19 protein-coding genes are annotated in these 23,123 nt (G+C 72.6%); 6 read left to right on the top strand and 13 right to left on the bottom strand.

Features of this window, described 5'->3' with window-relative positions:
* Window positions 1–6: 6 nt before the first annotated feature.
* The 9 genes from ABD331_RS41610 to ABD331_RS41570 form a co-directional block, all read right to left on the bottom strand.
* Window positions 7–657, bottom strand: a complete 651-nt coding sequence (locus tag ABD331_RS41610) for a transaldolase family protein (RefSeq protein WP_344487963.1) — start codon at window positions 655–657, stop codon at window positions 7–9.
* A complete protein-coding gene (locus ABD331_RS41605; protein ID WP_344487908.1) occupies window positions 657–2,696 on the bottom strand; it encodes a thiamine pyrophosphate-binding protein in 2,040 nt (679 codons plus the stop codon). The genes ABD331_RS41610 and ABD331_RS41605 overlap by 1 nt, the downstream gene beginning before the upstream one ends.
* A 122-nt stretch (window positions 2,697–2,818) precedes the next feature.
* Complete coding sequence (locus tag ABD331_RS41600; protein WP_344487906.1) at window positions 2,819–4,075, bottom strand: MFS transporter; 1,257 nt, start codon at window positions 4,073–4,075, stop codon at window positions 2,819–2,821.
* Between the two features lie 10 nt (window positions 4,076–4,085).
* The gene (locus tag ABD331_RS41595) at window positions 4,086–5,600 is read right to left on the bottom strand and encodes a GMC family oxidoreductase (protein ID WP_344487904.1); all 1,515 of its coding nucleotides are present in this window, start codon (window positions 5,598–5,600) and stop codon (window positions 4,086–4,088) included.
* 5 nt (window positions 5,601–5,605) lie between these two features.
* The gene (locus tag ABD331_RS41590; protein WP_344487902.1) at window positions 5,606–6,823 is read right to left on the bottom strand and encodes an aminotransferase class III-fold pyridoxal phosphate-dependent enzyme; all 1,218 of its coding nucleotides are present in this window, start codon (window positions 6,821–6,823) and stop codon (window positions 5,606–5,608) included.
* A gap of 168 nt (window positions 6,824–6,991) precedes the next feature.
* Complete coding sequence (locus tag ABD331_RS41585) at window positions 6,992–7,735, bottom strand: response regulator (RefSeq protein ID WP_344487900.1); 744 nt, start codon at window positions 7,733–7,735, stop codon at window positions 6,992–6,994.
* Window positions 7,736–7,797: 62 nt separating this feature from the next.
* Window positions 7,798–8,418 (bottom strand): TetR/AcrR family transcriptional regulator, encoded by a 621-nt coding sequence (locus ABD331_RS41580; protein WP_344487898.1) that lies wholly within the window; start codon window positions 8,416–8,418, stop codon window positions 7,798–7,800.
* A 52-nt stretch (window positions 8,419–8,470) separates the two neighbouring features.
* Complete coding sequence (locus tag ABD331_RS41575) at window positions 8,471–11,614, bottom strand: type I polyketide synthase (RefSeq protein ID WP_344487896.1); 3,144 nt, start codon at window positions 11,612–11,614, stop codon at window positions 8,471–8,473.
* Window positions 11,615–11,856: 242 nt separating this feature from the next.
* Entirely contained in the window at window positions 11,857–12,834 is a 978-nt protein-coding gene (locus tag ABD331_RS41570; protein ID WP_344487894.1) for a ketopantoate reductase family protein, read from the bottom strand.
* Window positions 12,835–12,926: 92 nt separating this feature from the next.
* Here ABD331_RS41570 and ABD331_RS41565 point away from each other — a divergent pair, with 92 nt between their 5' ends.
* From ABD331_RS41565 to ABD331_RS41555, 3 genes are all read left to right on the top strand, one after another.
* Window positions 12,927–13,565 (top strand): TetR/AcrR family transcriptional regulator, encoded by a 639-nt coding sequence (locus tag ABD331_RS41565; RefSeq protein ID WP_344487892.1) that lies wholly within the window; start codon window positions 12,927–12,929, stop codon window positions 13,563–13,565.
* A gap of 133 nt (window positions 13,566–13,698) precedes the next feature.
* A complete protein-coding gene (locus tag ABD331_RS41560) occupies window positions 13,699–15,285 on the top strand; it encodes a flavin monoamine oxidase family protein (protein WP_344487890.1) in 1,587 nt (528 codons plus the stop codon).
* 14 nt (window positions 15,286–15,299) lie between these two features.
* The gene (locus ABD331_RS41555; RefSeq protein WP_344487888.1) at window positions 15,300–15,932 is read left to right on the top strand and encodes a Rid family hydrolase; all 633 of its coding nucleotides are present in this window, start codon (window positions 15,300–15,302) and stop codon (window positions 15,930–15,932) included.
* 73 nt (window positions 15,933–16,005) lie between these two features.
* On the opposite strand, the gene ABD331_RS41550 is transcribed toward ABD331_RS41555, so the two are convergent.
* Window positions 16,006–16,392, bottom strand: coding sequence for a cupin (locus ABD331_RS41550; RefSeq protein WP_344487886.1), 387 nt, complete (start codon window positions 16,390–16,392; stop codon window positions 16,006–16,008).
* A 2-nt stretch (window positions 16,393–16,394) separates the two neighbouring features.
* Complete coding sequence (locus ABD331_RS41545; RefSeq protein WP_425566187.1) at window positions 16,395–16,961, bottom strand: YbhB/YbcL family Raf kinase inhibitor-like protein; 567 nt, start codon at window positions 16,959–16,961, stop codon at window positions 16,395–16,397.
* Window positions 16,962–16,982: 21 nt separating this feature from the next.
* Here ABD331_RS41545 and ABD331_RS41540 point away from each other — a divergent pair, with 21 nt between their 5' ends.
* Window positions 16,983–17,600 (top strand): GntR family transcriptional regulator, encoded by a 618-nt coding sequence (locus tag ABD331_RS41540; RefSeq protein WP_344487884.1) that lies wholly within the window; start codon window positions 16,983–16,985, stop codon window positions 17,598–17,600.
* A gap of 143 nt (window positions 17,601–17,743) precedes the next feature.
* Here ABD331_RS41540 and ABD331_RS41535 read toward each other — a convergent pair whose 3' ends face one another.
* The gene (locus ABD331_RS41535; protein ID WP_344487882.1) at window positions 17,744–18,265 is read right to left on the bottom strand and encodes a TetR/AcrR family transcriptional regulator; all 522 of its coding nucleotides are present in this window, start codon (window positions 18,263–18,265) and stop codon (window positions 17,744–17,746) included.
* 177 nt (window positions 18,266–18,442) lie between these two features.
* Here ABD331_RS41535 and ABD331_RS41530 point away from each other — a divergent pair, with 177 nt between their 5' ends.
* A complete protein-coding gene (locus ABD331_RS41530) occupies window positions 18,443–19,312 on the top strand; it encodes an SDR family oxidoreductase (protein WP_344487880.1) in 870 nt (289 codons plus the stop codon).
* A gap of 373 nt (window positions 19,313–19,685) precedes the next feature.
* Here the strand turns inward: ABD331_RS41530 and ABD331_RS41525 are convergent, their stop codons facing one another.
* Complete coding sequence (locus tag ABD331_RS41525; RefSeq protein ID WP_344487878.1) at window positions 19,686–21,722, bottom strand: catalase; 2,037 nt, start codon at window positions 21,720–21,722, stop codon at window positions 19,686–19,688.
* 404 nt (window positions 21,723–22,126) lie between these two features.
* Between ABD331_RS41525 and ABD331_RS41520 the strand changes: the two genes are divergently transcribed.
* Complete coding sequence (locus tag ABD331_RS41520) at window positions 22,127–23,074, top strand: alpha/beta fold hydrolase (protein WP_425566185.1); 948 nt, start codon at window positions 22,127–22,129, stop codon at window positions 23,072–23,074.
* The last annotated feature ends 49 nt before the right edge of the window (window positions 23,075–23,123 follow it).

The raw sequence follows: 23,123 nt of genomic DNA, 5'->3' as shown, positions 1-23,123 counted from the left end.
GCGGTTCTACCCCTTTGCTGTGGAGGCGTATTCGCGGGCGAAGGCCTGCTCGGCCTCGATGCTCGCCGGGTGGCTGAGCAGCTCCCGCAGGACGGGGAGCGGCGCGGTCACCGCGTCCGCCCCGGAGGCGAAGGCGTGCAGGACCTGCCCGGAGTTCTTCACGGAGGCGGCGATGACGCGGGTGGGCCCGCGGCGCAGGCCGGCCAGCGACCGGATCAGCTCGGAGTCCGTCCGCAGGTCGCGCACGGCCCGGTCCAGGTACGGGATGACCGCCGCGCAGCCCATCGACTCGGCGACGAGCATCGCGTGCGGCGTCTGGGCGGCGGTCAGGGCCACGCGGGCGCCCCGCCGGGTCAGCGTCCCGGCGAGCGCGGCGCCGTCCGGGGTGGCGGGCAGCTTCAGCACGACGCGGTCCTTGTCCGCCGACCATGCCTCCTCCGCCTCCTCCGCCTCCGCGCCGGGCGGCCCGTACGCGCCGGTCGGCTGGTAGTAGACCTCCGGCAGGTCCACGGCGGCGAGCAGGTCGCGCAGGTGCCGCAGCGGGTCGCCGGTCTCCTTGCGCATGAGCGCGGGATTGGTGGTGATGCCGCGCACGAACCCGAGCGCGGCGGCCGCGACGGCGTCGTCCAGGCCGGCGGAGTCGAGGTAGAGGCCCATCACACCGGCACCGCCGTCCGCTGCTCGAAGCCCTGCGTGATCCAGATGCCGCGCCAGACGTCGGGGTCGGCGGGCAGGACGAGCTCCACCAGGGCGGGGCCGTCCGCCGCCGCGGCCCTGGCCAGGGCGCCGGGCAGCTCGGCCACCGCCTGGCGCAGCTCGTCCGGGGAGCCGCCGATCGGGATCGGGACCCGCTCGGCCGGCATGCCGAAGGCGGCGGCGAGCCGGCAGTAGGAGAACCCGGCGACGTTCGACAGGTAGCGGCGCCCGCCGGGCGGCTCGCCGAAGGAGGCGAGCGCCTGCTTGGTCAGCGACACCGACCGGCCGTTGTTGCAGACGACGAACAGGACGGGCGCCCGCTCCTGGACGGCGGCCACCAGCCCCTGGAAGGAGTTGGTGAACCCCTGGTCGCCGAGGGTGCACAACACCTGGGCGCGCGGGTCGGCGATCGCCAGGCCGACCGCGTACGACAGGCCGCCGCCGACGAACCCGCCGTGGCCGCCGAAGACGCGCAGGCCCGGCGGCAGGTCGTCGTAGTGCTCCGACAGCAGCCCGCCGAACATCTGGCTGTCGTCCACCAGCACCGGCCGGTCCCAGCCGCCGAGGAGGCCTGCCAGCGCGCCCGCCACCGCGCCGCGCCCCCTCTCGACGGCGGCGGCGGCCGGGTCCGGGGTGACGCGGGCGGCCGACAGCACCTCCTCGCGCGGCCACCACCGATCCGCCCGCCCCCGGCCGGCCCGGCGCAGCCGGTCGGCGAGGCCGGACAGCACGCCGGGGGCCTCGCCGATGACGAGGACGTCGTCGGCGTCCAGGTACTCGTTCTTGAGCACCTTCTCCGGGTCGGTGTTGATCGCGACCTTCCGGCAGCCGGGCAGCCGGCCGGCGGTGCGCTCGTAGAGGTTGCGGTCCTCGACCGTCACCAGCAGGTCGCAGGCCTCCAGCAGGTCGGTGTGCACGGAGCTGAACTGGTTGAGCCAGCCGGCGAAGTTGGCCACCTCGGAGGTCTGCAGCCGCTCGAACATCATGGGGCCGCGCCGGTAGCGCAGTTGCAGGACGGGCGCGCCGAGCATGCCGGACAGGTCGTCGAGCGCCTGCCGCAGCCCGGGGTGGCGCAGGGCGTAGTCGTCGATGAGGAACAGCGGCTTGCCGGCGTGGCGCAGCTCGCGGAAGGCCGCGTCGAAGGCCGGCTGGTCGAGGTCGAGCGGCCGTTCGGCGGCGGGGGCGCGCATCAGGTCCTCGACGGGGATCCACCGCTGCTCGGCCACGTCCTGCGGCACGCCGAAGATCGCGGGCCGGGTGGGCGGCTGGGCGGAGCTGTCCAGGCCGTCGCGCAGTTGCGCGACGAACCGGCGGGCGGCCTCGCGCCGCCTGCCCGGGTCCTCGGGCACGGCGCCCGCCTGCCAGATCCAGTCCGCGAACGCCCCCATCCCGCCCATCAGGTCGTCCTCGCCGTGCGGCGGCAGGAAGCGGGCGGAGCTCGTGGACGGCATGCCGACGATGAACAGCGTCCCCGCCTCGTTGCGCCGGGCGTCGGCCACCGCGCCGGCCGCGTTGGTCAGCCCGCGGGCGCCGTGGAGGATGGCCACGCCCCGGTTGGGCTCCAGCAGCGACGCGCCGGCCGCCATGAACGCCGACTCCTTGTCGCCGCGGCCGTTCACCAGGCGCACGCCGTGCACCCGCTCGACCGCGTCGCACATGGACAGCTCCGAGGTGCCGGCGTAGACGAACACGGTCTTCACCTCGCCGGCGGCCAGCAGCACGGCCACCGCCTCCGCGCCGGTCAGCCGGACGCGCCAGCTCAGCACCTCGTCCACGGCGGCGCGGGCGACGGTCTGCTGGGCCTGCGGGTCGGTGACGCCGCGCAGGCCGAGCACCTTGCGCAGCAGCAGCTCCGCCCGCTCCCGCCCGGCGACCAGGAACTCGCCGCAGCGCAGCGCGTCGGGGGCGCCGTCGGGGCCGCGGAACGCCTTGGTCAGCAGGGCGGCGTCGGGACGGTCGCCGTTGAGCGAGTAGATGATCTCGGTTTGCAGAGATGACATGGGAACGCGTCTCCTTCAGCGGATCAGGGCAGGGTGAGATGGCTCGCGGGCGCCGGGGCACGCCGGGTGCCGCCCGTGAGCGCGGTCGTGCAGTGATCAGTGAGTGGTGGTCCGGGGGATGATCAGGAGGGGAGGGTGGCCTCGGCGCGGTCGGGCTCGCCGCCCGCCACCCGCCAGTGCCGCTGGGCGAGCGCGCCCACCAGCGCGCCGGCGGCCACCGCGATAGCGGCCGCGCCGAAGGCGGCGGCCGGGCCGCCCTGCTCCACGATGACGCCCGCGAGTGCCATGCCGAGGGCGGAGCCTGCGGTCAGCGAGGTCTGCAACCAGCCCTGCGCCTCGCTGCGGCGCTCCGGCGCGGTGTTCCGGTCGACCAGCGCCTGCTGGACGATGAGGCTCGGCGAGATGCACAGCCCGGTCAGCACCAGGGCCGGCAGGACGGCCGGGAGCAGGCCGCCGCCGGGAAGCAGCACCAGCATGACCAGGGCCAGGCCGGCGGCGTAGGCGGCGAGGGTGAGGGGCAGGTGCCGGCGTTCGGGGCCGGTCCAGGAGCGGCTGCCGTACCAGAGCCCGCCGGCGGTGCTGCCGATCGCGGTGCAGGCGAAGAAGACGCCGATCAGGCCCTCGCTGTGGAACAGGCGCTCGGCGGAGGCCGTCATGGCCACGTCCATCTGCCCGAAGCCGACGGACATGCCGAGGGCCGTCAGCAGCGCGAGCCAGACGCCGCGCACCGTCAGGGGCGGACGGCCACGCCGGGGCGCGCCCTGCACACCGCTGCCCGGGGAGGACATGCGGGAGGCGCGGGTCCGGCTGTAGGTCAGGCCGCCGGCCGCCATGAGCAGCGCCGTCACCAGCAGGGGCACCGCCGGTGGCAGCCAGAGCAGGACGGTGAGCAGCAGCGGCCCCAGCACGAAGATCGTCTCGACGGCGACCGCGTCCATCGCGTACGCCGTCCGGCGCTGCTCCGGATCGGGCACGACGGCCGACCAGGCCACCCTGATGGCCGGGATGACCGGCGGGAAGCTCAGCCCCGCGAGGCCGACGAGCACGAGCAGGAGCAGGTCCGGCGCGCCCGCGGCGGCGGCGAGCGTCCCGCCCGCCAGGAACGCCGCCGACCCCAGCGAGGTGCCGGCGATCACCGCCGACTGCCCCACCCGGTCCATGGCCATGCCCCACAGGGGCGAGGAGGCGGCCGTGGCCAGGGCGTACACGGCCGTGACGAGCCCGGCGTCGGCGTACGAGCCGCTCACCTCCTCGATGAGCACCACGATGCCGAGCGGCGTCATGGCCAGCGGGAGGCGGGCGACGAACGCGGAGACGAACGGCAGCGCCACGCCTGGCAGCCGTAACAGGGAAAGGTAGGGGGCGATCACGCCGGACATGTCCCGCTCCTCACTTCGACTCGCGGATCAGCGCCACGGACCGTTCCGCAATCATGATCACGGTTGCGTGCAGGTTCGCCCGGACGTTGTCGGGCAGGATCGACGCGTCGAGCACCCGCAGCGCCTCTACCCCGTGCACCCGGCCGCACTCGTCCACCACGCTCGCCGCGTCCCCGGCCGGGCCCATCCGGCAGGTGCTGGACGCGTGGTAGCCGGTGGCCGCGTTGCGCAGGATCCAGCGGTCGAGCGCGGCGTCGGAGCGCAGGACGTCCTCGGCGGGCGTGGCGCGCGCGTCGATCAGCTTGTCGAACTCCGGCTCGCGCGCCATCGCGGCGCACATCCGGACGCCCTCCCTCTGCCGCTCCAGGTCGGACGGGGCGGAGAAGTAGCGGAAGTCGAGGACGGGCGGGTCGTGCGGATCGGCCGAGGCCGGCCTGAGCTCGCCCTGGCTGACGGCCAGGTTCACCGTCGGCCGCATCGCGAACGTGCGCTCGTTCCACCGCGCCGCCGCGTAGACGATCATGTCGTTGACCGGGGCGGACCCGGAGGACGTGTGCCGCAGCAGCACCTGGTGGGGGTGGTGGAGGCCGTCGGCCCTGAAGTCCTGGCGCAGCGGCCAGATCAGCTCCGTCGTCATGTGGTCGCGCAGGTTGCGGCCCACGCCGGGCACGTCCGCGACCACCGGCAGGCCGGCCCGGCGCAGCCGCTCGGCGGGCCCGACGCCCGAGAGCATGAGCAGGTGCGGCGAGCCGATGGCGCCGGCGCACAGGATGATCTCCCGGCCGTGCACGGTCTCCGTCCGGCAGCCCGTCTCGACGACCACGCCGGTCGCGCGCCCGCCGTCGATGACCACCCGGCAGGCCAGCGCGCCGGGGGCGATCACCAGATTGGGGCGGCCGCGGGCCGGGTTCAGATAGCCGGTCAGCGTGCTGCTCCGCAGCCCGCCCGCGTCGTTCAGCGGGGTCGGGCCGACGCCGGTGGAGCCCGGCCGGTTGTGGTCGTCGCAGACCGGATGGCCGAAGGAACGGCTGACCTCGTAGAACGCCTCCTGGTCCGGCGTCCAGGTGTGGCGCGGGAAGCGGCGCACCGCGATCGGGCCGTCCGTCCCGTGGTAGGGGCCGGCGAAGTCCTGGTCGCTCTCCAGCATCCGGTAGTACGGCAGCGCCCGCTCGAAGGTCCACTCGGGCAGGTTCCACGAGTCCAGGTCGCCCGGCTCGGGACGCAGGAAGACCTGGCCGTTGGTGGTGCTCGACCCGCCGACCACCTTGCCGCGCGGCATGGGGATGGTGGCGTGCTCGGTCACCCGCGCCCGCAGGTTCCAGTCGTGGGTGTCGTAGCCCTGGACGACGTGCCCCACGCCGTAGCTGCGCCGCAGCTCCCACGGCAGGTGTTCGGCGCTGGGGTAGTCCGGCCCGGCCTCCAGCAGCGCCACCTCGCACGAGGGGTCCTCGCTGAGGCGGGCGGCCAGCACCGCGCCGGCGGCCCCGGCGCCGACGATCACGTAGTCGTAGGTCCTGGAGCCCATGCCGCTCACCCCAGGATCGTCTCGTCGAGGGCGCCGGAGAAGGCGGCCAGCGCCTGCTCGACCTCCGCCGGGCCCCACGCCGCGCTGGCCAGCACCTCGTCCAGCGGGTGGTGGAGCACGCCGCGGTCGTAGAGCGCCCGGCACAACTCGTCCGGGTGCACGGTGCCGGGCAGCTCCAGCCGGAAGAAGGTCGGGATGCCGCGGACCGCGACGCCGTAGCGCGGGCCGATCTCGCTCAGCCCGTCGTGCAGCGCGGACGAGGCCGCGGCGAAGGCGTCGTAGCCGCCGCCGGCCAGCTCGTCCAGGCAGGCCGTGGCCGCCGCCATCGAGACGAACTCCGAGGCGTAGGTGCTGAACAGGCTGAAGGTGGACTCCGAGGCCAGCAGCTCGCCGCCGGCCAGCGCCGCGATCGGGAAGCCGTTGCCCATGGCCTTGCTCAGCACCCGCAGGTCCGGCACCAGGTCCCACACCGCCGTCACGTTCGGGTAGGCGTAGCGGAACCCGGCCTTCACCTCGTCGAACACGACGAGCGCGCCGGCGTCGCGAGCCGCCCGCACCACCTCGCGCACGACATCGGGGGCGGGGGTGAGCGCGTTCGGGGTGATGAGGACGCAGGCCGCGCCGCGGGCGGCCGCGCGCACCTGCTCGACCAGGTCCGGCGACTGCCAGTCGAGGTCGACGACGTCGATGCCGGAGGAGTCGCCGGACGACTCCCGCGCCGAGGTCCGCTCGGCCGCCGAGCGGCGCTCCGGCTTGAGGTAGCCGAGCGGCAGCAGCCAGCCGTGATAGGTCGTGGTGAGCACCTTGCGCCGCCCGGTCGCCCGGACGCAGGCGGTGATGGCGGCGTGCACGGCCTCCGAGCCGGTCTTGAAGAAGGCGGCGTACTCGGCCTCGGGGCACAGCTCGACCACGCGGGCGGCCAGCCGCGGCTCCAGCGGGTGACGCAGGCTCACGGTGGCGCCGCTGCCGAGCACCGAGGTCACGGCGTCGATCTGCGCCTGGTTGCCGTGGCCGAGGATGATGGTGCCGCTGCCGCCGTACAGGTCGAGCAGACCGGTGCCGTCCTCGGCGAACACACGGGCCCCCTTGGCGGACCGGAAGAAAGCGGGCCGGCCGGCCGAGAGGGCGAAATTGTGCCAGACCTGGGCGCCGGGGGCCAGCGGCCCTTTTCCGCCGGGAGCGGCCGTTCGCCTCGGGTCGCGGGTCAGAACGTCGTCACGCATTCTGCCTCCCATACATCGGAATTTCTGCGCCGACGTCTCCGACCCTAGGCGGCCGGAAGTCCCGGACTCTTGGGAGCGATGTCCCTGTTCAGTCCCTTGTCGAGAAGGGCCTGATGGCATGGGTGCAGCCGGTCCCGGCGGAGGCCGGAACCGGTCAGGGGAAATCAATCAGGAAACGCGCTCCAGGCCGATTCCGGCGTTTCTGGCGCGCAATGCGGCGGTCATTCTGTCGGGGGCGTCCAATTTGGTGAAAATCCGCGTGATGTGATTGCGGATCGTCTTCTCGGCCAGGACGAGGCGCCGCGAGATGCTGCGGTTGTCGTACCCGCTGGCGAGCAGTTCGAGTATCTGCGTCTCGCGGTCGGTGAGCTCGGGGAAGGCCACCCGGCCGGGCACCTCCTGAAGGGCCGAGAAGTAGGCGGGCAGCCGGTCGGCCACCTTGGGGCTGAAGGCCGCTCCGCCGTGCATCACCAGGTGGATGCCGTGCAGCAGCTCATCGCGCGAGACGGCCTTGTCGATGAACCCCTTGGCGCCGGCGCGCAGGGCCCCGATGACGACGTCGTCGTCGTACACCGCGGAGACCACCAGGACGCGGGGCGCGTGCGGCCCGCTGGTGATGCGGCGGGTGGCGTCGATGCCGGAGCCGCCGTCGAGCGTGACGTCGATGAGGACGACGTCGGGTCGCACGACCGCGGCCAGGTGCACCGCGCTCGCGCCGTCGCAGGTCTCCCCGACGACGCGGGCGATCCCGGCGGACTCCAGGGCCACGCGCAGACCGTCGCGGAAGGCGGGGTGGGCGTCCACGAGGAGGACTTCGACCTCCGTCGCGCGTCGCGGCTCGGGGGACCAGTCGCCCCTCACGCGGGGCGGTGCTCCGGGCGCTGCCCGGTCGTTCGGCTCGCTGAGGCTCATGGTGTCATCCCATCAGCGGTACAGTTATAGACTCAAGTCTAACTTGAGACTCAAGGCCATGTCTAGGGCGACAGCGTCACGTCATGGGCGAGTATGCCGTCGAAGATCAGGCCCAGCGACGACGTCAGCGACTGCGCCAGCGAGAACGGCGCCGGCCCCTCGCCCACCCAGCGGTAGAGCGTGCCGAGGTAGGTGTCGCGCAGCAGGTGGCCCACGGCGACCGGGTCGACGTCGGGGCGCACCTCGCCGCGTGCTTTGCCGTCGGTGATGATCTGCGCGAAGATGAACGAGGTGTAGGGCTCCTCCAGCACCGGCGCGCCCGTGCGCACCCAGGCCAGCAGCAGCTCGCTGGTGACCCGGCGCTCGTCGGCGGTGACCTCGCCGAGCCTGTTCATGCAGCGGGTGAGCTGGTCGAGGACACCGCTCTCGCGCGAGCTCTCCTGGATCAGCATGGCCCCGAGCCGGCGGCGCCGCTCGTCGCCCCAGGCCAGCAGGAACTCGTCCTTGCGCTTGAAGTAGTTGAAGACGGTGGCGCGGGCGACGTCGGCCCTGTCGGCGATCTCGTCGAAGGAGGTCGCGACGTAGCCCTTCTCGGCGAAGAGCGAGATGGCGGCCTCGTACACCCGCGCGCGCATCGCCTCCCTGTTGCGCTCGCGCCGTCCCGTGCTGTGCTGAGGTGTCATCGCGTGGGTCCACCTCGATGGTCCGCAGTAAATTCGTAGACTGGAGTCTACACTAGCGGGCCTTCCTGGCCAACAGCTCGATGGTGTCCAGCACCTCACCGAGCGGCCGGTCGGCCAGCAGCAGACCGGGGGTGATCCGTCCTCCCGTCGCCGCGCGGAGGCGCGCCGTCAGCCGGGCGGCCATCAACGAGTCCAGGCCGGCCGAGGACAGGCAGCGGCGGGGCTCCAGCCGGTCGGCGGGCAGGGACAGCTCGCCCGCGATCTGCGCCATCACCCACGCGGCCAGCTCATCGGGCGCCTCGGGAGCCGCTGCTTCGGGAACGGCCGCTTCGCGAGCCGTCGGAGAGGGGGCGGTCAGGGGATCGGCAGCGTGATCGGCAGCGTGATCGGGAGCGTGATCGGGAGCGTGATCGGCAGGGCGATCGGGAGCGCGATCGACGGGGCGATCGGCGGGGGCCTGGGCGGGGCGAGCGGCTGGGGCGTGGGCGGGGCGAGCGGCTGGGGCGTGGGCGGGGCGAGCGGCTGGGGCGTGGGTGCGCGGGCCGAACCAGAAGCTCTCGTGCTGCCACGGGTATCCCGGCAGGCCGACCGGCCGTCCGGCCGGATACAGCCGGGCCCAGTCCACCGTGCCCCCGGCCACGTGGACGGCGGCCAGCGACTCCAGCACCTGCTCCCACGACGCCCGCCCGCGCCGCAGCGAGGGCACCGCCGTGCCGGGCAGCCCGTGATGGCGCAGGCAGTCCCGCACCGCGCCGGCCAGGATCGGGTGCGGGCTGATCTCCACGAACACCGCCGGCCGCTCCTTGGCCACCCGCTCGATCGCGGACGAGAAGCGCACCGGATCACGCAGGTTGCGCACCCAGTAGGCGGCGCCGAACGAGCCGCCGTCCGCGAGCCGGTCCAGCACCGTGGACCACACGGGGACGTCCCCGGTCGTCGGGCGCAGGCCGTCCAGGGCTTGGGCGAGGTCGCCGGCCAGCTCGTCCACCTGCGGGCTGTGCGAGGCGAAGTCCACCGCGACCTCGCGCTGGAACACGCCCGCGCGGTCGAGCCGGGCCGCGATCTCCGCCAGCGCCGCCGCGTCCCCGGACAGCACCGTGCTGGACGGGCCGTTGAGCGCGGCCACGGCCACCCGGTCCGCGAAGCCGGTGACCGCGTCCTGGGCCTGCTCCCGCGTCAGGCCGGTCGTCAGCATCGCGCCGCGCCCGCTGAGCCGCTCGGCCAGGGCGCTGCGGCGGCAGATGACGGCTGCCGCGTCCGGCACGCTGAGGCTGCCCGCCACGCAGGCCGCGGCCACCTCGCCCATGCTGTGGCCGATCAGCAGGGCGGGTTCGACCCCGGCCGAGCGCCACAGCGCGGCGAGCGCCACCTGCACGGCCCACAGGATGGGCTGGACGTCCCGGGCGCGGTCCGGGAGCGGGGCGTCACCGGACAGCCGGTCCAGCACCGACCAGCCCCGCTCCTCCGCCACGGCGTCGGAGCACTCGCGCAGGGCCGCGCGGAACACCGGCGAGCCGGACAGCAGGTCGCGGGCCATCCCGGTCCACTGGGAGCCCTGGCCGGGAAAGACGTAGACGACGCGAGGCGGCTCGCCGGCCATCGCCTCGCCCGCGACGGCGTCCCCGGCGTGGATAGGGCCGTCCTCGGCGTGGGCGAGCAGGGCCGCGGCCAGTTCCTCGTGAGTGGATCCGGTCGCCACCAGGCGGTGCTCGTGGTGCTTGCGGCGCCGGGACGCGGTGTAGCAGATGTCGGTGAGGGTGAGGCCGCGCCCCGTGCCACCGGGTAAGAGGAAGTCGGCGGCCCGCGAGGCGGCGGCACGGAGGGGCTCGGGGGAGCGCGCCGACAGGGTCAGCAGATGGCGCCCGCCCGCGGGCGCGGGCGCCGGCCCGCGGTCTGCCGTCTGCTCGTCGGGCACGTGCTCCGCCAGCACGACGTGCACGTTCGTACCGGTGATCCCGAACGAGCTGACCCCCGCCACCCGTGGCGCGGCGCCCGTCAGCGGCCGGGCCCGGGTGGCCAGTTCGAGCGCCGAGGAGTCCCGGGCCAGCGACGGGTTCGGCTCGCGCACGTGCAGCGTGGGCGGCACGACGCGGTGGTGCAGGCACAGGGCGGCCTTGATCAGCCCGGCGACCCCGGCGGCGGCCTCGGTGTGGCCGATGTTCGACTTGACCGAGCCCACGAAGCACGGCCGGCCGGGTGGGCGGGCCGTGCCGAGGACGTTGCCGAGGGCGGTCAGCTCCACCTGGTCGCCCACGGGCGTCCCCGTCCCGTGCGCCTCGACGTAGTCGACCTGCTCCGGCCGTACGCCGGCGTCGTCCAGGGCGTGGCGGAGCATCTGCTCCTGGCCCACCTGGCTGGGCGTCATGAGCAGGCCGTTGCTGCGCCCGTCGTTGGTGGCCGAGCTGCCGCGGACGACCGCGTACACCCGGTCGCCGTCGGCCTCCGCGTCCGCCAGCGGCTTGAGCACGACCACGCCGACACCCTCGGACCGGACGAACCCGTCGGCCCCCGCGTCGCCGAACTTGCAGCGCCGGTCGGAGGCCAGCATGCCGGCGTCGGAGAAGGCGTCCTCCTCGTACGGCAGCAGCGCCAGGTTGACCCCGCCGGCCAGCGCCAGCACCGACTCGCCCGCCCGGATGCTCTGGCAGGCGAGGTGGACGGCGGCCAGCGACGCCGAGCAGGCCGTGTCCACCGACATGCTCGGCCCGCGCAGATCGAGGTGGAAGGAGGCCCGCCCGGGCAGCGACGCCCGGAACTCGCTGCCCACCAGGCTGTAGATGTCGGGATCGGTGCTGCGGCAGAGCAGCTCCCAGTAATTGGAGGTGGCCTGCCCGACGAACACGCCGGTGCGGCTGCCCGCGAGCCGCTCCGGGAGGACGCCGGCGTCCTCGATGGCCTCCCAGGCGGTCTCCAGGAAGAGCCGGAGCTGCGGGTCGGCCTGCTGGGCCTCGCGCGGGGACATGTCGAAGAAGGCCGCGTCGAACTCGTCGATGGCGTCGAGCCGCCCGCCCTGCGGGCCGGGACGCCGCCCGCGCTGGGAGGCGCCGTCGCCGATCGTGTCGTCGCCGATCGTGTCGTCGGCGTCCAGAAGGGAGCGCCAGAACTGCCCGGGGCCGTGGATTCCTGGATACCGGCAGGCGATCCCGATGATCGCGATCTCGGCCGGGCTCTCTTGTCGCAGATTGCGCCGGTTCATGATCTACCCTATCTCTGGTTGGTCTCGGGACTAAAAGTAAACTCGAATCCAACTTTTATGACCAGGGTTTCAGCACTTCATCGCCGTTAAGACTCTCTGCACCCGAGCCCAAGTAAGGACCGAAAGGCAATCGAGAGAGCCGGGCGTCCTGCTCGTCTTCCCTCGCGCGCGCCCCTCATGCCCTGCACCGCCCGGCCGCGACGGGGCGGCGAGGTGTCCTCAGCAGACCGGCAGGAGCGCGCTCATCGGACCGCCGAGCCCCGGCCCGTCCCCTCGCGGGCGAAGTGCGGTTCCGCCGCTTCCAGCCGTGGTACCGAGATGCCCAGCCGTCGTGCTTCGGCGAGGGTGTCCCGGCAGACCTCACGCGGCTCCTCGGCGTCGGGGTCGGAGTGCGCCGTGAGGCTCAGGCGCGCGGGCGCGACATGAGCGGTCAGCCAGGCGAGGACAGGTGCCGAAAGCCAGGTGGGCGCCCGGAACGGCAGCACGCCGCCCCGGTGCCGTCGCAGGTCGAGTCCGCGCGCCTGGAGGAGCGGCAGCAGTTCGCGGCCGGCCAGCAGCGCCTCGCGCAGATCGCCCGTCGCCCCGGCCAGCTCGGACAGGGTTCCCAGCCGCAGGCCTTGCGAGAACATGCCGGCATCCGACGCGAAATGGATCCACAGCCAGCCGCGGAAGTCGGGCCGCTCCTTGATCCGGAGCCCGGCCTCGCGAAACGCCTGGCGCACGGCCTGTTCCCGGTGGGTCGGGGGCCCGTCGAGGGTGCCGAAGACGACCGACGGCATCAGTACTCCGTGGAGTACGCCGTCCGCGCCGAAACCGCCACCGGCCTGGGGGAAGCCCCAGGCGATCCGGTCGGCGGGCAGTGCGCCGACGGCGGTGAGCGGCTCGGTCCAGAGGTTGCCGAAGATCAGCACCGTGGCCTGGCCGACCCGCGGGGCCAGGAAGTCCGTCGCGCCCGCGAGGCGGTGGTGCGGCACGCTGAGCACGATCAGGTCGAAGTCGTGGTCCGGCTCCAGCGCCTCGCGGTAGCGCACCGGCCACCTCTCGGTGACGCGCTGCCCCCACAATCGGCGCCGCATGTCGAACAGGTCGAGGTCCATCGTGTCCCCGTACGTCGCCGCGCGGCCCGGCCGGACGTAGAACTCGACGTCATGGGCCGCCTGTCGCAGAGCCCAGCCGTAGATGCCGGCGATCACGCCGCGGCCGAACATCAGGATCTTCACACTGCACCTCGTGGGGTACGATCAATGTGGAGACAATCTCCACTTTCTCGAAAATATGGAGACCATCTCCATTTGTCAACGCGAGGGAGCGCATGACCGCCGACAAGCCCCTGCGGGCCGACGCCCAGCGCAAGCGCGACGCCCTGCTCGCCACCGCCCGGGAGGTCTTCGACGCCGGCGGCTTCTTCGACCTGCGCTTCGATGATTTCGCCCGGCTGGCCGGGGTGGGCACGGGCACGCTGTACCGCCACTTCCCCACCCGGGAGGCGCTGGCCGAGGCCGTATACCACGGAGAGATCGCCGCGCTGTGCGACCGTGTCCGCCAGTTGCGGGCCGAGCTGCCCGCGGCGGAGGCTCTGGCGACCTTCCTGCGCGACATGGTCGACCACATAGCCGCCCACGAGGGCCTGGCCCGGACGCTGTCCACGCTCATGGCCACCCGCTCGGACGCCCTCACCGAGGGCAGCCGGGCGCTGGAGCAGGCCGTCACCGACCTGGTGGCCGCCGCCGTGCGGGCGGGCGCCGTCCGCGACGACGTGGACGCCGGCGCCGTGATGATGGCGCTGCACGGCATCGGCGCGGCCCATGACCGCCCCGGCTGGCGGGCCGAGGCCGACGGTGTCATCACCCTCGTGCTGGACGGGTTTCGCAGCTCGCACTCGGCCCACATCCGTACGTCTTCCGGAAGGAGAGGCGCACGAGGGGCGAACAGCGGCACGGCATCGAGCTGAGAGGTCACTGCGCGAGCTCACCTCCGCCTCAAATCCCCGATGATCGCCCCGAAACTCACCGGGAACACAGAGACGAACGGCCGGCAACAAGGCACCCCGAGACTCACCTCCGACGAGACCATGGAGGTGCGTGTTGGGGTACAGCAGACGCGACTTTCTGTCCGCCGTCGGAGTGTCCGGCGGCGCGGGAGCGCTCTTCTCGACCATGGGGGCGCTCGGGCTCGCGCCGTCCGCCGAGGCGTCCGCGAAGACCGCCTTCGACCCGCCGCAGCCGTCCGACTTCTCGCTCACCGGGCGGTCCGCGAAGAAGGTCGTGATCCTCGGCGCGGGGATGGCCGGCCTCGCCACGGCGTACGAGCTGGGCAAGGCGGGCTACGACTGCACGATCCTGGAGGCCCTCGACCGGGTGGGCGGGCGGAACTGGACCATCCGCGGCGGCGACCGGCTGACCGAGCTGGACGGCTCCACGCAGGTCGCGCAGTTCCGGGACGGCGTCTACCTGAACGCGGGCCCGGCGCGGCTGGCGCAGTGGATGGTGACCATGGACTACTGCCGCGAACTCGGCGTGGACCTGGAGGTCTTCACCAACTCCAACGCCCAGGCCTACATCTATCACCAGAACATGCCGGCCCCCGTCCGCTGGCGTACGGCCAAGGCCGACGTCTACGGCTACGTCTCCGAGCTGCTGTCGCGCGCCACCGACGCGGGCGCGCTGGACGCCGAGCTGACCACGCAGGACAAGGAGCGGCTGATCACTTTCCTGTCGGGCTTCGGGGCGGTGGGCAACAAGGCGAGCGGGTTCAAGTACACCGGAGGCTCCCGCCGCGGCTACAGCGTGAACCCGGGCGCGGGCGAGCAGGCGGGGACGGTGCTCGGATCGTTACCCTCGCTGTCGGAGGTGCTGGCGAGCGGCATCGGTCAGCGGTTCTCGTTCGAGTTCGGTTACGACCAGGCCATGCTGATGTTCCAGCCGGTCGGCGGCATGGACGCGATCCCGCGGGCCCTCGCGGGCAAGATCGGGCGGCAACGGATCCGGCTGCGCTCCACCGTCACCAAGATCACAAACCTGCCGGACGGCGTCGAGGTGGAGTACCAGGACCGCCACGGCCGCACCCAAATGATCAAGGCGGACCTGTGCGTCGCGGCGATGCCCCCGCACCTCCTCGCCAGAACCCCGCACAACCTGGGCGCGGAGATCCAGGCCGCCCTCTCCACCCCGACCGTCTCCAACGCGGGCAAGATCGGGCTGGAATACCGCCGCCGCTGGTGGGAGATCGACGAGGACATCTACGGCGGCATCACCAGCACCGACCTCGACCTCGCCACCATCTGGTACCCCTCCTACGGGTACGGCGCGGCCCGCGGCCTGGTCGTCGGCTACTACAACTTCGGAGCACAGGCCAACGCGTACGCCGCGCTCAAGCACGCCGACCGGGAGCGCCGCGCGGTCGAGCAGGGGATGCGGATCCACGGCGCGAAGTACCGCGACGAGCTGGCCTCGTCGGTGTCCGTCGCCTGGAACCTCCAGCCGCACATCGAGGGCGCATGGGTGGGCTGGCCGTCGCGCCAGGGCGCCTACCAGCTCCTCAACAAGCCCGCCGGCCGCGTGTACTTCGCGGGCGACTGGCTGAGCCACATGATCGCCTGGCAGTCGGGCGCCCTGGAATCCGCCCGCAAGGTCGTCACCGAGCTGCACCAGCGCGCGCTGAGCGCCGCCTGAGAGGACGCCGTCGCATGCAGATCCGCACCGCTGTCACCCTCGCCGCGGCCACCGTCCTCCTCCTGGGCACGGGTACGGCCGCCGCCACCGCCGGCTGGTCACCCCATCCCCACGAGATCAAGCCCTTCCTCCCGGCGGGCAGCACCAACCCCGCGATCGCCGACGGCGTGGCGCTCGGGAAGCAGGTCGCCACGTACACCGCCAGCGGCCTGGGCCCGGCCGCGGCCAATCCCACGGCCCCCGCCGACTCTCCCGAGCGCTACGTCGACTTCCCCGGCGGCGCCCTGCCCCCAGGCGTCACGGTCACCGAGGCCCAGGCCGTCAACACGCTGAAGCGCGTCAAGGCCAACCTCGCCGCGGCTGGGCTGGCTCCCGGGGATGTCGTCTCCATGCGCGCGTACCTGGAGAAGCCTCCAGGCGCCGCGGCGGCCGACTTCGCCGGGTGGAACCGCGCCTACCGCCAGTTCTTCGCCAACACGGACCTGGCTTCGGGACAGCCGGTCCCCGTCCCGCTGGGCACCGCGCCGCCCGCCCCGCCCCTGGAGGTCAACCCCGCCCGTCCGGCCCGCGTGACGATCGAAATCGCCAATCTCCCGGTCGCGGGCTGGCTTGTCGAGGTCGAGGTCGCCGCCGCGTACAAGCGCTGACAGCCGGGCCTGTCCTCCGGTAGTCAGGACGGCTCTCAGGGACTGCCGGGTCGTCATCGGAGAGCGGACGCCGTCAGAGGGGGTCGGCGCGTCTCTCCGAACTGCCGCCACATGGCGCGGTGATGGTCATGACGGTGCTGGGGATGTCGAGCCGGATCCGGTGCCACCGTCCGCGCGGGACGATGGCGGCGGTGCCGGCCGTCAGCCTGATCTCCTCCTCACCTTCCCCCTGCCGTTCTGGACGCAGGTAGAGGCGGATCATGCCGATGACGCAGGACATGATCTCGTCGGCCTCGGTGTTCACCTGCCAGTGGTCGGCGTGGACGTCGGCGCCGGTCCTGGCGTGGAAGGACTTCAGGTGCCAGCCATCGCACCCGGCGTCCGCCGGCCGGGCGCCGGCGTGGATCCTGCCGCCCCGGGACAGATGGATGCCGGACGCGGAGAGCTCGATCGGGGTCACGGTCACGGGGTTTCGGCGGTGGCGGTCAGGACCGCGCGGCCGAGGAGGTGGCCGGCGATGGTGAAGCCGAGGTAGGCCGGGGTGGCGTCGGCGGGGACGCCGATGGTCTCGGTGTCGAGGGCGTGCACCACGACGAAGTAGCGGTGCGGGCCGTGCCCCGCCGGCGGGGCCGCGCCGAGGTAGCGCGCCACGCGGGCGTCGTTGGGCAACTGGTAGGCGCCGTGGGGGAGGCCGGTGCCGGTGTCGTCGCCCGCGCCTTCGGGCAGTTCGGTGACGGTGGCGGGGATGTCGGCCACGGCCCAGTGCCAGAACCCGGAGCCGGTCGGCGCGTCCGGGTCGTACACCGTGACGGCGTAGCTCTTGGTCCCCTCGGGGGCGCCGCTCCACGCCAGTTGTGGCGAGATGTCCTTGCCCCCCGGCACGCCCGCGGACATCTGGTCGGTGGGCCAGGGAGCGCCGTCGGCCAGCGTGGCGCTGGTGACGGTGAAGGAGGGCGCGTGGGGGAGACGGGCAAAGGGCCGCAGACGGTCGATCCTTCGACGAAACAGATGCTCTCCGAGCGTGTTCACGCCCGGCTTCAGGAAGCGATCATGAGGGGCGAGTACGCCCCGGGCGAGGCGCTCAAGCCGCAGCAACTGGCCCAGCAGCACCAGGTCAGCCTGGCCGTCGTACGTGAGGCCCTGGTGCGGCTGGTGGGCGAGGGCATCGCGGTGCGGCTGCCCAACCGCGGCTTCGCCGTCCCCGACTTCTCCGACCAGCGGTGGCAGCAGATCGCCGAGGCCCGCCGTACGATCGAGCCGGTCATGCTGCGCCTGGCGATCGAGCGCGGCGACCTCGACTGGGAGGCGCGGGTGCGTGCGGCCCACCACCGCCTGGCCCGCACGCCGCCGTACCTGCCGGAGGAAGGCGAGTCCTACACCAGCGCGTGGTCGGAGGCGCACCGCGTCTTCCACCGGACGCTGCTGGACGGGTGCGGCAACGCCGTGCTGCTGGACACGTTCGACAGGCTGTGGACGGCAGGCGAGCTGGCCCGCCGCTGGTCGGCGCAGCGCACGCCCGGCCGCGACGGCGCCGCGGAGCACCGCCGCCTGGAGGAGGCGGCGCTGGCCCGTGACGCCGACACCGCCGCCGAGGTCCTGGCTCAGCACCTGACGCTCACCGTCGCCGCCCTCACCTCCGCACCCGATCAGGTCAGCCGGCAGCCGTGACCTTCCACGGGCGGCGAGATCAACGCTGACCGATCGCGTCGCTCGGCAAGAGACGGCCGCACCGGCCAACCCGGGTGCGAACCGGCAGGCCGCCTGTCATGTCCCTTCAACCAGCGCCGGCGATGACGGATGTGTCGTCGCCGTCAGCGGGTCGTTGTCCGGACGCCTTCGACGGCGAGGCGGAGCAGGCGGGCCGCCTCGCCGGCCGCGCCGGTGCTGCCCTCCGTGGCCAGCGAGATCGCGTTGACCAGCGTCAGCAGGTCGATGATCGACACGTCGGGCCGCACCGCGCCGGTCTCGGCGGCCAGACGCAGGAGCTCGCCGCCCGCCTCGATCAGCATCGCCTCGCACGTGCTGTCCCGGGGCGGCCCCGCCTCCCGCCCGCCGTCGAGCAGCGACCGGGCCAGGCCCCGCGTGGTCGCCCCGTACGCCGCGACCGCTTGCAGCCACTCCAGGAGCGCGTTTCCCGCGTCCGGCCTGTCGTGCATCTCTCGTGCCCGCGCGCACAGCAGCTCCACCCGGTCGTGGAACACCGCCTCGAGCAGCGCCTGCCGCGAGGGGAAGTGCCGGTGCAGGGTGGCCGAGCCGACGCCCGCCCGGCGCGCGATCTCCTCGAGTGAGGCGTCGGCGCCGTGCCGGGCGATCTCGGCCTCGGCCGCGGCCACGATCCGGTCGTAATTGCGCCTCGCGTCTGCCCGCCTCGGCCGTTCCTGTGCCAACGGAGAATCCCTTCGGAAATGGGGTGGCACCCCACTTCCGGTTGCGAACCGGGGTGCCACCCCATATCGTACGAGTCGTTGAAACGGGGTGCCACCCCATTTCCTGCTGACGAGGAGAGAGCCATGACAGTCGCCCTGGTGACAGGCGCCAGCACGGGCTTCGGACGGTTGACCGTGGAGACGCTGGCGCGGCGAGGCCACCAGGTCTTCGCCGGGCTCCGCGACATCGGCGGGCGCAACGCGAAGGCCGCCGCCGAGCTGACCGGACTCGCCGCCGCCGAGGCGATCGAGCTGCGGGTCGTCGAGCTCGACGTGAGCGTCCAGTCGTCCGCCGACCGCGCGATCGCGACCGTGATCGACGCGGCCGGACGGATCGACGCCGTGGTGAACAACGCCGGCCTGATCTTCCCGGGGCCGGTCGAGGCCTTCACCGCCGAGGAGGCGCAGCGCCAGTTCGACGTGAACGTCCTCGGAGCGCTGCGGGTGAGCCGGGCCGCGCTGCCGCACCTGCGCCGGCAGGGCGCCGGGGTGCTGATCCAGGTCGGCTCGACGTCGAGCCGGGTCACCATCCCGTACTCCGGCCTGTACGCGGCGAGCAAGGCCGCGCTCGGCAGCCTGACCGAGGCGTGGCGCCACGAACTGGCGCCCTTCGGCGTGGAGTCGGTGATCGTCGACGCGGCTCCGTATCCCACCAGCATCGGCGCCAACGCCGTCATGCCGGCCGACGCGGCGCGGATGGAGGCCTACGCCGAGGGGTTCGGCGGCTTCGTCACCGAGCTCACCAAGCTGCAGAGCGAGGCGCCCGCCGACCCCCGGGCGGTCTCCGACGCGATCGTGGCTCTCATCGAGTCGCCCGCCGGTGCGCGGCCGGCGCGCACGGTCGTCGCGCCCGCCCCGCAGCGCGACGCGATCGAGTCGCTCAACGCCGCCGCGGCCGACGCCGCCCGCGTGGTGAGCGCCGACATGGGGGTGTCCGCTTTCCTGACGTTGTAGGCCGGTGTGGGGGTGTTCGCTTGGCGTACCCGGAGATGGTTTTTGACGGTCCAGGACGGGCTGAGCGACCGGGGCGGTGTGGTGCCGCCCCGGGGCCGTTCAGACCGGCGCGCCGAGTACACCGGCAACGCACTGTCGATCGGCGAGCGCGGCCCCGACGATCCGGGCGGTTCTCCACGTCCCGCCCGCCTGCGCCGGAGTCTGGAAGACGTACGGCGTGACCACCGAGCCCGGACCGCTGCCCGGCGCGAGAGCGAGATGGCTCCAGCGCGAGCAGGCCCGGGACACGCCCGGAACCGGGCGCAGGTGTGCGGGGCCGGCCGAGGCCGCGAACAGTGGCCGCGAACAGTGGCCGGTGGGGCGAGCGCGGAGGTCAGGCGGGGAAGGCGGTCACCTCCCGGTCGTGGTGGCGGTGTTTGACGATGGCGGCGATGAACTGGCCGGTGAAGCCGTCGCCCGCCGCGGAGTCGATCACGCCTTGGCGGCCGGGCAGGTCGGCGGCCCGCAGCAGCGCCTCCCCGTCCGGCAGCGTGCCGATGGCCTTACCGTGCCTGAAGGCCTCGCGCACGAACTGCACGGCGTAGCCGTTGCCGGCCAGTTCCTCACCGCCGGTGCACAGCACCGCGTCATACAGCACCGAGGTGGCGGCGCTGACCTGTTTGTCGACGGCCAGGGTTCCGGCCATGCCCTCGTGCGGGGCGATCACGTGACAGATGGCTTTGCCGCTTTCCAGCTCCTGCAGCACCGGGTACAGCACGCCGGCGTCGGTGCTGTCGGCCGCCAGGATCGCGATCTTGCGGGTGGCCAGGCCGGCCGGCTGGTTGTCCTGGCTGAGCGCCGGTGAGCTCTTGCCGTGGTTGCTGCCGCGGGCCGTGGGGGCGGGCAGGCCGATCCCGGCGGCCACGTGCGCGGCCAGCCCGGCATCGACGTTGGCGAGCCGGTCGACGACCTGTTCCTTGATGTAGCGGCGCTGTACGTGGCCGAGCTCGAACAGGAACGCCTTGATGATGTGCTCCTTCTCCCAGGCCGACATGCTGTTCCAGAACAGGGTGGCCTGGCTGTAGTGGTCGGCGAAGCTGGGGCTGCGCTTGCGGATCTTCTCGCCGTCGATGCGTTCGGTGTAGTGCTTGAACACCCCGCTCATGTCGCCGGCCAGGACACCGGTGGCGGGGCAGCCGCCGCTGATCGAGTTCTTGGAGTAGTTGGTGTGGCTGGTGTGGATCATGTGCTGGTGGAAACCGTCACGGTTGTCGTTGTGCACCGGCGCGAGGGGGCGGTTGATCGGGATCTGCTGGAAGTTCGGCCCGCCCAGGCGGGTGAGCTGGGTGTCGAGATAGGAGAAGTTGCGGCCCTGCAGCAGCGGGTCGTTGGTGAAGTCGATGCCGGGCACGACGTTGGCGGTGCAGAAGGCGACCTGCTCGGTCTCGGCGAAGAAGTTGTCGGGGTTGCGGTTGAGGGTCATCTTGCCGACCATCCGCAGCGGCACCTCCTCCTCCGGGATGATCTTGGTGGGGTCGAGCAGGTCGAAGTCGAACTTGTGCTCGTCCTCCTCGGGCACCAGCTGCAGGCCCAGCTCCCATTCGGGGTACTGGCCGGCCTCGATCGCCTCCCACAGGTCGCGCCGGTTGAAGTCGGGGTCGTTGCCCTGCACGCGCAGCACCTCGTCCCACACCAGCGAGTGGGCGCCGAGCGCGGGCCGCCAGTGGAACTTGACGAACGTGCCCTTGCCGTCGGCGTTGACCAGGCGGAACGTGTGCACGCCGAAGCCGTCCATCATGCGGTAGCTGCGCGGGATGGACCGGTCCGACATCAGCCACATGATCGTGTGCATGGTCTCCGGCTGCAGCTGCACGAAGTCCCACAGCGTGTCGTGGGCCGACTGCGCCTGCGGGATCTCGTTGTGCGGCTCGGGCTTGACCGAGTGCACGAAGTCGGCGAACTTGATCGCGTCCTGGACGAAGAACACCGGGAAGTTGTTGCCGACCAGGTCGTAGTTGCCCTGCCGGGTGAAGAACTTGGTGGCGAACCCGCGCACGTCGCGGACCGTGTCGGCCGAGCCGCGTGAGCCGCCCACGGTGGAGAACCGTACGAACACCGGCGTCTGCTGCGAGGGGTCGCACAGGAAGTCGGCGCAGGTGAACTCGGCCAGCGACTCATACACCTGGAACACCCCGTGTGCCCCGGACCCGCGCGCGTGCACCACCCGCTCCGGGATGCGCTCATGGTCGAAACGCGTCACCTTCTCCCGGAAGTGGAAGTCCTCCAGGATCGTCGGGCCACGCTCGCCGATCGACAGGGAGTTGTCGGTGTCCTCGACGCGCACGCCCTGATCGGTGGTGTAGCGGGTGTTGGTGTCATCGACCCGGTACTGGTCGAGCTGGCGCTGCTTGTCGCTGTTGTGGTCGGTCATGGGGTCCCCCGGCGTTGGACGATGGCTCAGATCGGGGGGCCACGGCCTTTCTTACCCTCACGAGTTCCGCCGCCAACCCCGGCGCGCCGGTCGCCGGACGCCGCCCGCCGTCCCCGGTTACGCGGGCCGAACGGGTGCGGCGTCATCCGGCCCCTACGCTCGGAGCGAGCGCTTGTGACGGCACCGGCGGGGTGGGGTGGCCGGTCACATCGCTTGCCGGTGCCCGCCCCGCCGGTGGGCGCTGCCACCGGCCCCTTCGACGGGCCGGTTGCGGCCGACCCGGGCCTGGCCGCGGCCGATGGTGGGCGGGCGGCGGGTGGGCGGGCGGCGGGCGGGCAAAAATCTTCGCACCCGGCCTTGGCCTTAAGACGACCGTGAAGCGCGGTATTGCCTGCCCTGGAGCGATGTGCCCGGATCTCCTGGTGTGCCGTCCAGCCCTCGACAAGGGCTGCGGCCGGGGCGCGCCCGCGGCGTCCATCGACCTGGCCATCGACATGACCACCGACCCCTGGGGAGGGTTCACCATGCCGTACATCACCACCCGCGACGACGAGCAGATCTTCTTCTACGACTGGGGCAGCGGCCCGCCGGTCGTGTTCATCCACGGCTGGCCGTTGAACGCCGACGCCTGGCACGACCAGATGAAGGCGGTCGTCGACAACGGCTTCAAGGCGATCGCGCACGACCGGCGCGGCCACGGCCGCTCCAGCCAGCCGTGGGACGGCTACGACTTCGACACCTTCGCCGACGACCTCGACGACCTGCTCACCGCCCTCGATCTTCGCGACGTCACGCTGGTGGCGCACTCCATGGGCGGCGGCGAGCTGGCCCGCTACATCGGCCGGCACGGCACCTCCCGCATCAGCAAGGCCGTGCTGCTGTCGGCGGTGCCGCCGCTGATGCTCAAGACCGCCGACAACCCCGAGGGCACCCCGCAGGAGGTGTTCGACAAGATCAAGAAGGGGATCCTCACCGAGCGCTCGCAGTTCTGGAAGGACACCGCCGACGGCTTCTTCGGCGCCAACCGCCCGGGCAACAAGGTGACCCAGGGCAACAAGGACGCCTTCTGGCTGATGGCCATGGCCGAGAACATCCAGGCCGGGGTGGCGTGCGTGGACGCCTTCTCCGCCACCGACTTCACCGAGGACCTGAAGAAGTTCGACATCCCCACCCTGATCGTGCACGGCGACGACGACCAGGTGGTGCCGATCGCGGCCTCCGGCGACAAATCTGCCAAGATCATTCAGAACTCCACCTACAAGGTGTACCAGGGTGGCTCACACGGCATCGCGCTGGTCCCCGGCGACAAGGAGAAGTTCAACGCCGACCTGCTGGACTTCCTGCGTAGCTGACACCACTCACCGACCGGCGCGATCACCATCACCCGCGGGGCCGCCAGAC

It is taken from the genome of Nonomuraea monospora, from assembly GCF_039531895.1.
Lineage (GTDB): Bacteria > Actinomycetota > Actinomycetes > Streptosporangiales > Streptosporangiaceae > Nonomuraea > Nonomuraea monospora.
Note: the sequence above shows the minus strand (reverse complement) of the source record. Positions and strands in the feature narration are given on the sequence as shown.

Bases quoted from the DNA above. Each gene is read 5' to 3' on its own strand.
- ABD331_RS41610 (WP_344487963.1), bottom strand. From the start codon at position 657: ATGGGCCTCTACCTCGACTCCGCCGGCCTGGACGACGCCGTCGCGGCC.
- ABD331_RS41605 (WP_344487908.1), bottom strand. From the start codon at position 2,696: ATGTCATCTCTGCAAACCGAGATCATCTACTCGCTCAACGGCGACCGT.
- ABD331_RS41600 (WP_344487906.1), bottom strand. From the start codon at position 4,075: ATGTCCGGCGTGATCGCCCCCTACCTTTCCCTGTTACGGCTGCCAGGC.
- ABD331_RS41595 (WP_344487904.1), bottom strand. From the start codon at position 5,600: ATGGGCTCCAGGACCTACGACTACGTGATCGTCGGCGCCGGGGCCGCC.
- ABD331_RS41590 (WP_344487902.1), bottom strand. From the start codon at position 6,823: ATGCGTGACGACGTTCTGACCCGCGACCCGAGGCGAACGGCCGCTCCC.
- ABD331_RS41585 (WP_344487900.1), bottom strand. From the start codon at position 7,735: ATGAGCCTCAGCGAGCCGAACGACCGGGCAGCGCCCGGAGCACCGCCC.
- ABD331_RS41580 (WP_344487898.1), bottom strand. From the start codon at position 8,418: ATGACACCTCAGCACAGCACGGGACGGCGCGAGCGCAACAGGGAGGCG.
- ABD331_RS41575 (WP_344487896.1), bottom strand. From the start codon at position 11,614: ATGAACCGGCGCAATCTGCGACAAGAGAGCCCGGCCGAGATCGCGATC.
- ABD331_RS41565 (WP_344487892.1), top strand. From the start codon at position 12,927: ATGACCGCCGACAAGCCCCTGCGGGCCGACGCCCAGCGCAAGCGCGAC.
- ABD331_RS41555 (WP_344487888.1), top strand. From the start codon at position 15,300: ATGCAGATCCGCACCGCTGTCACCCTCGCCGCGGCCACCGTCCTCCTC.
- ABD331_RS41540 (WP_344487884.1), top strand. From the start codon at position 16,983: ATGAGGGGCGAGTACGCCCCGGGCGAGGCGCTCAAGCCGCAGCAACTG.
- ABD331_RS41530 (WP_344487880.1), top strand. From the start codon at position 18,443: ATGACAGTCGCCCTGGTGACAGGCGCCAGCACGGGCTTCGGACGGTTG.
- ABD331_RS41525 (WP_344487878.1), bottom strand. From the start codon at position 21,722: ATGACCGACCACAACAGCGACAAGCAGCGCCAGCTCGACCAGTACCGG.
- ABD331_RS41520 (WP_425566185.1), top strand. From the start codon at position 22,127: ATGTGCCCGGATCTCCTGGTGTGCCGTCCAGCCCTCGACAAGGGCTGC.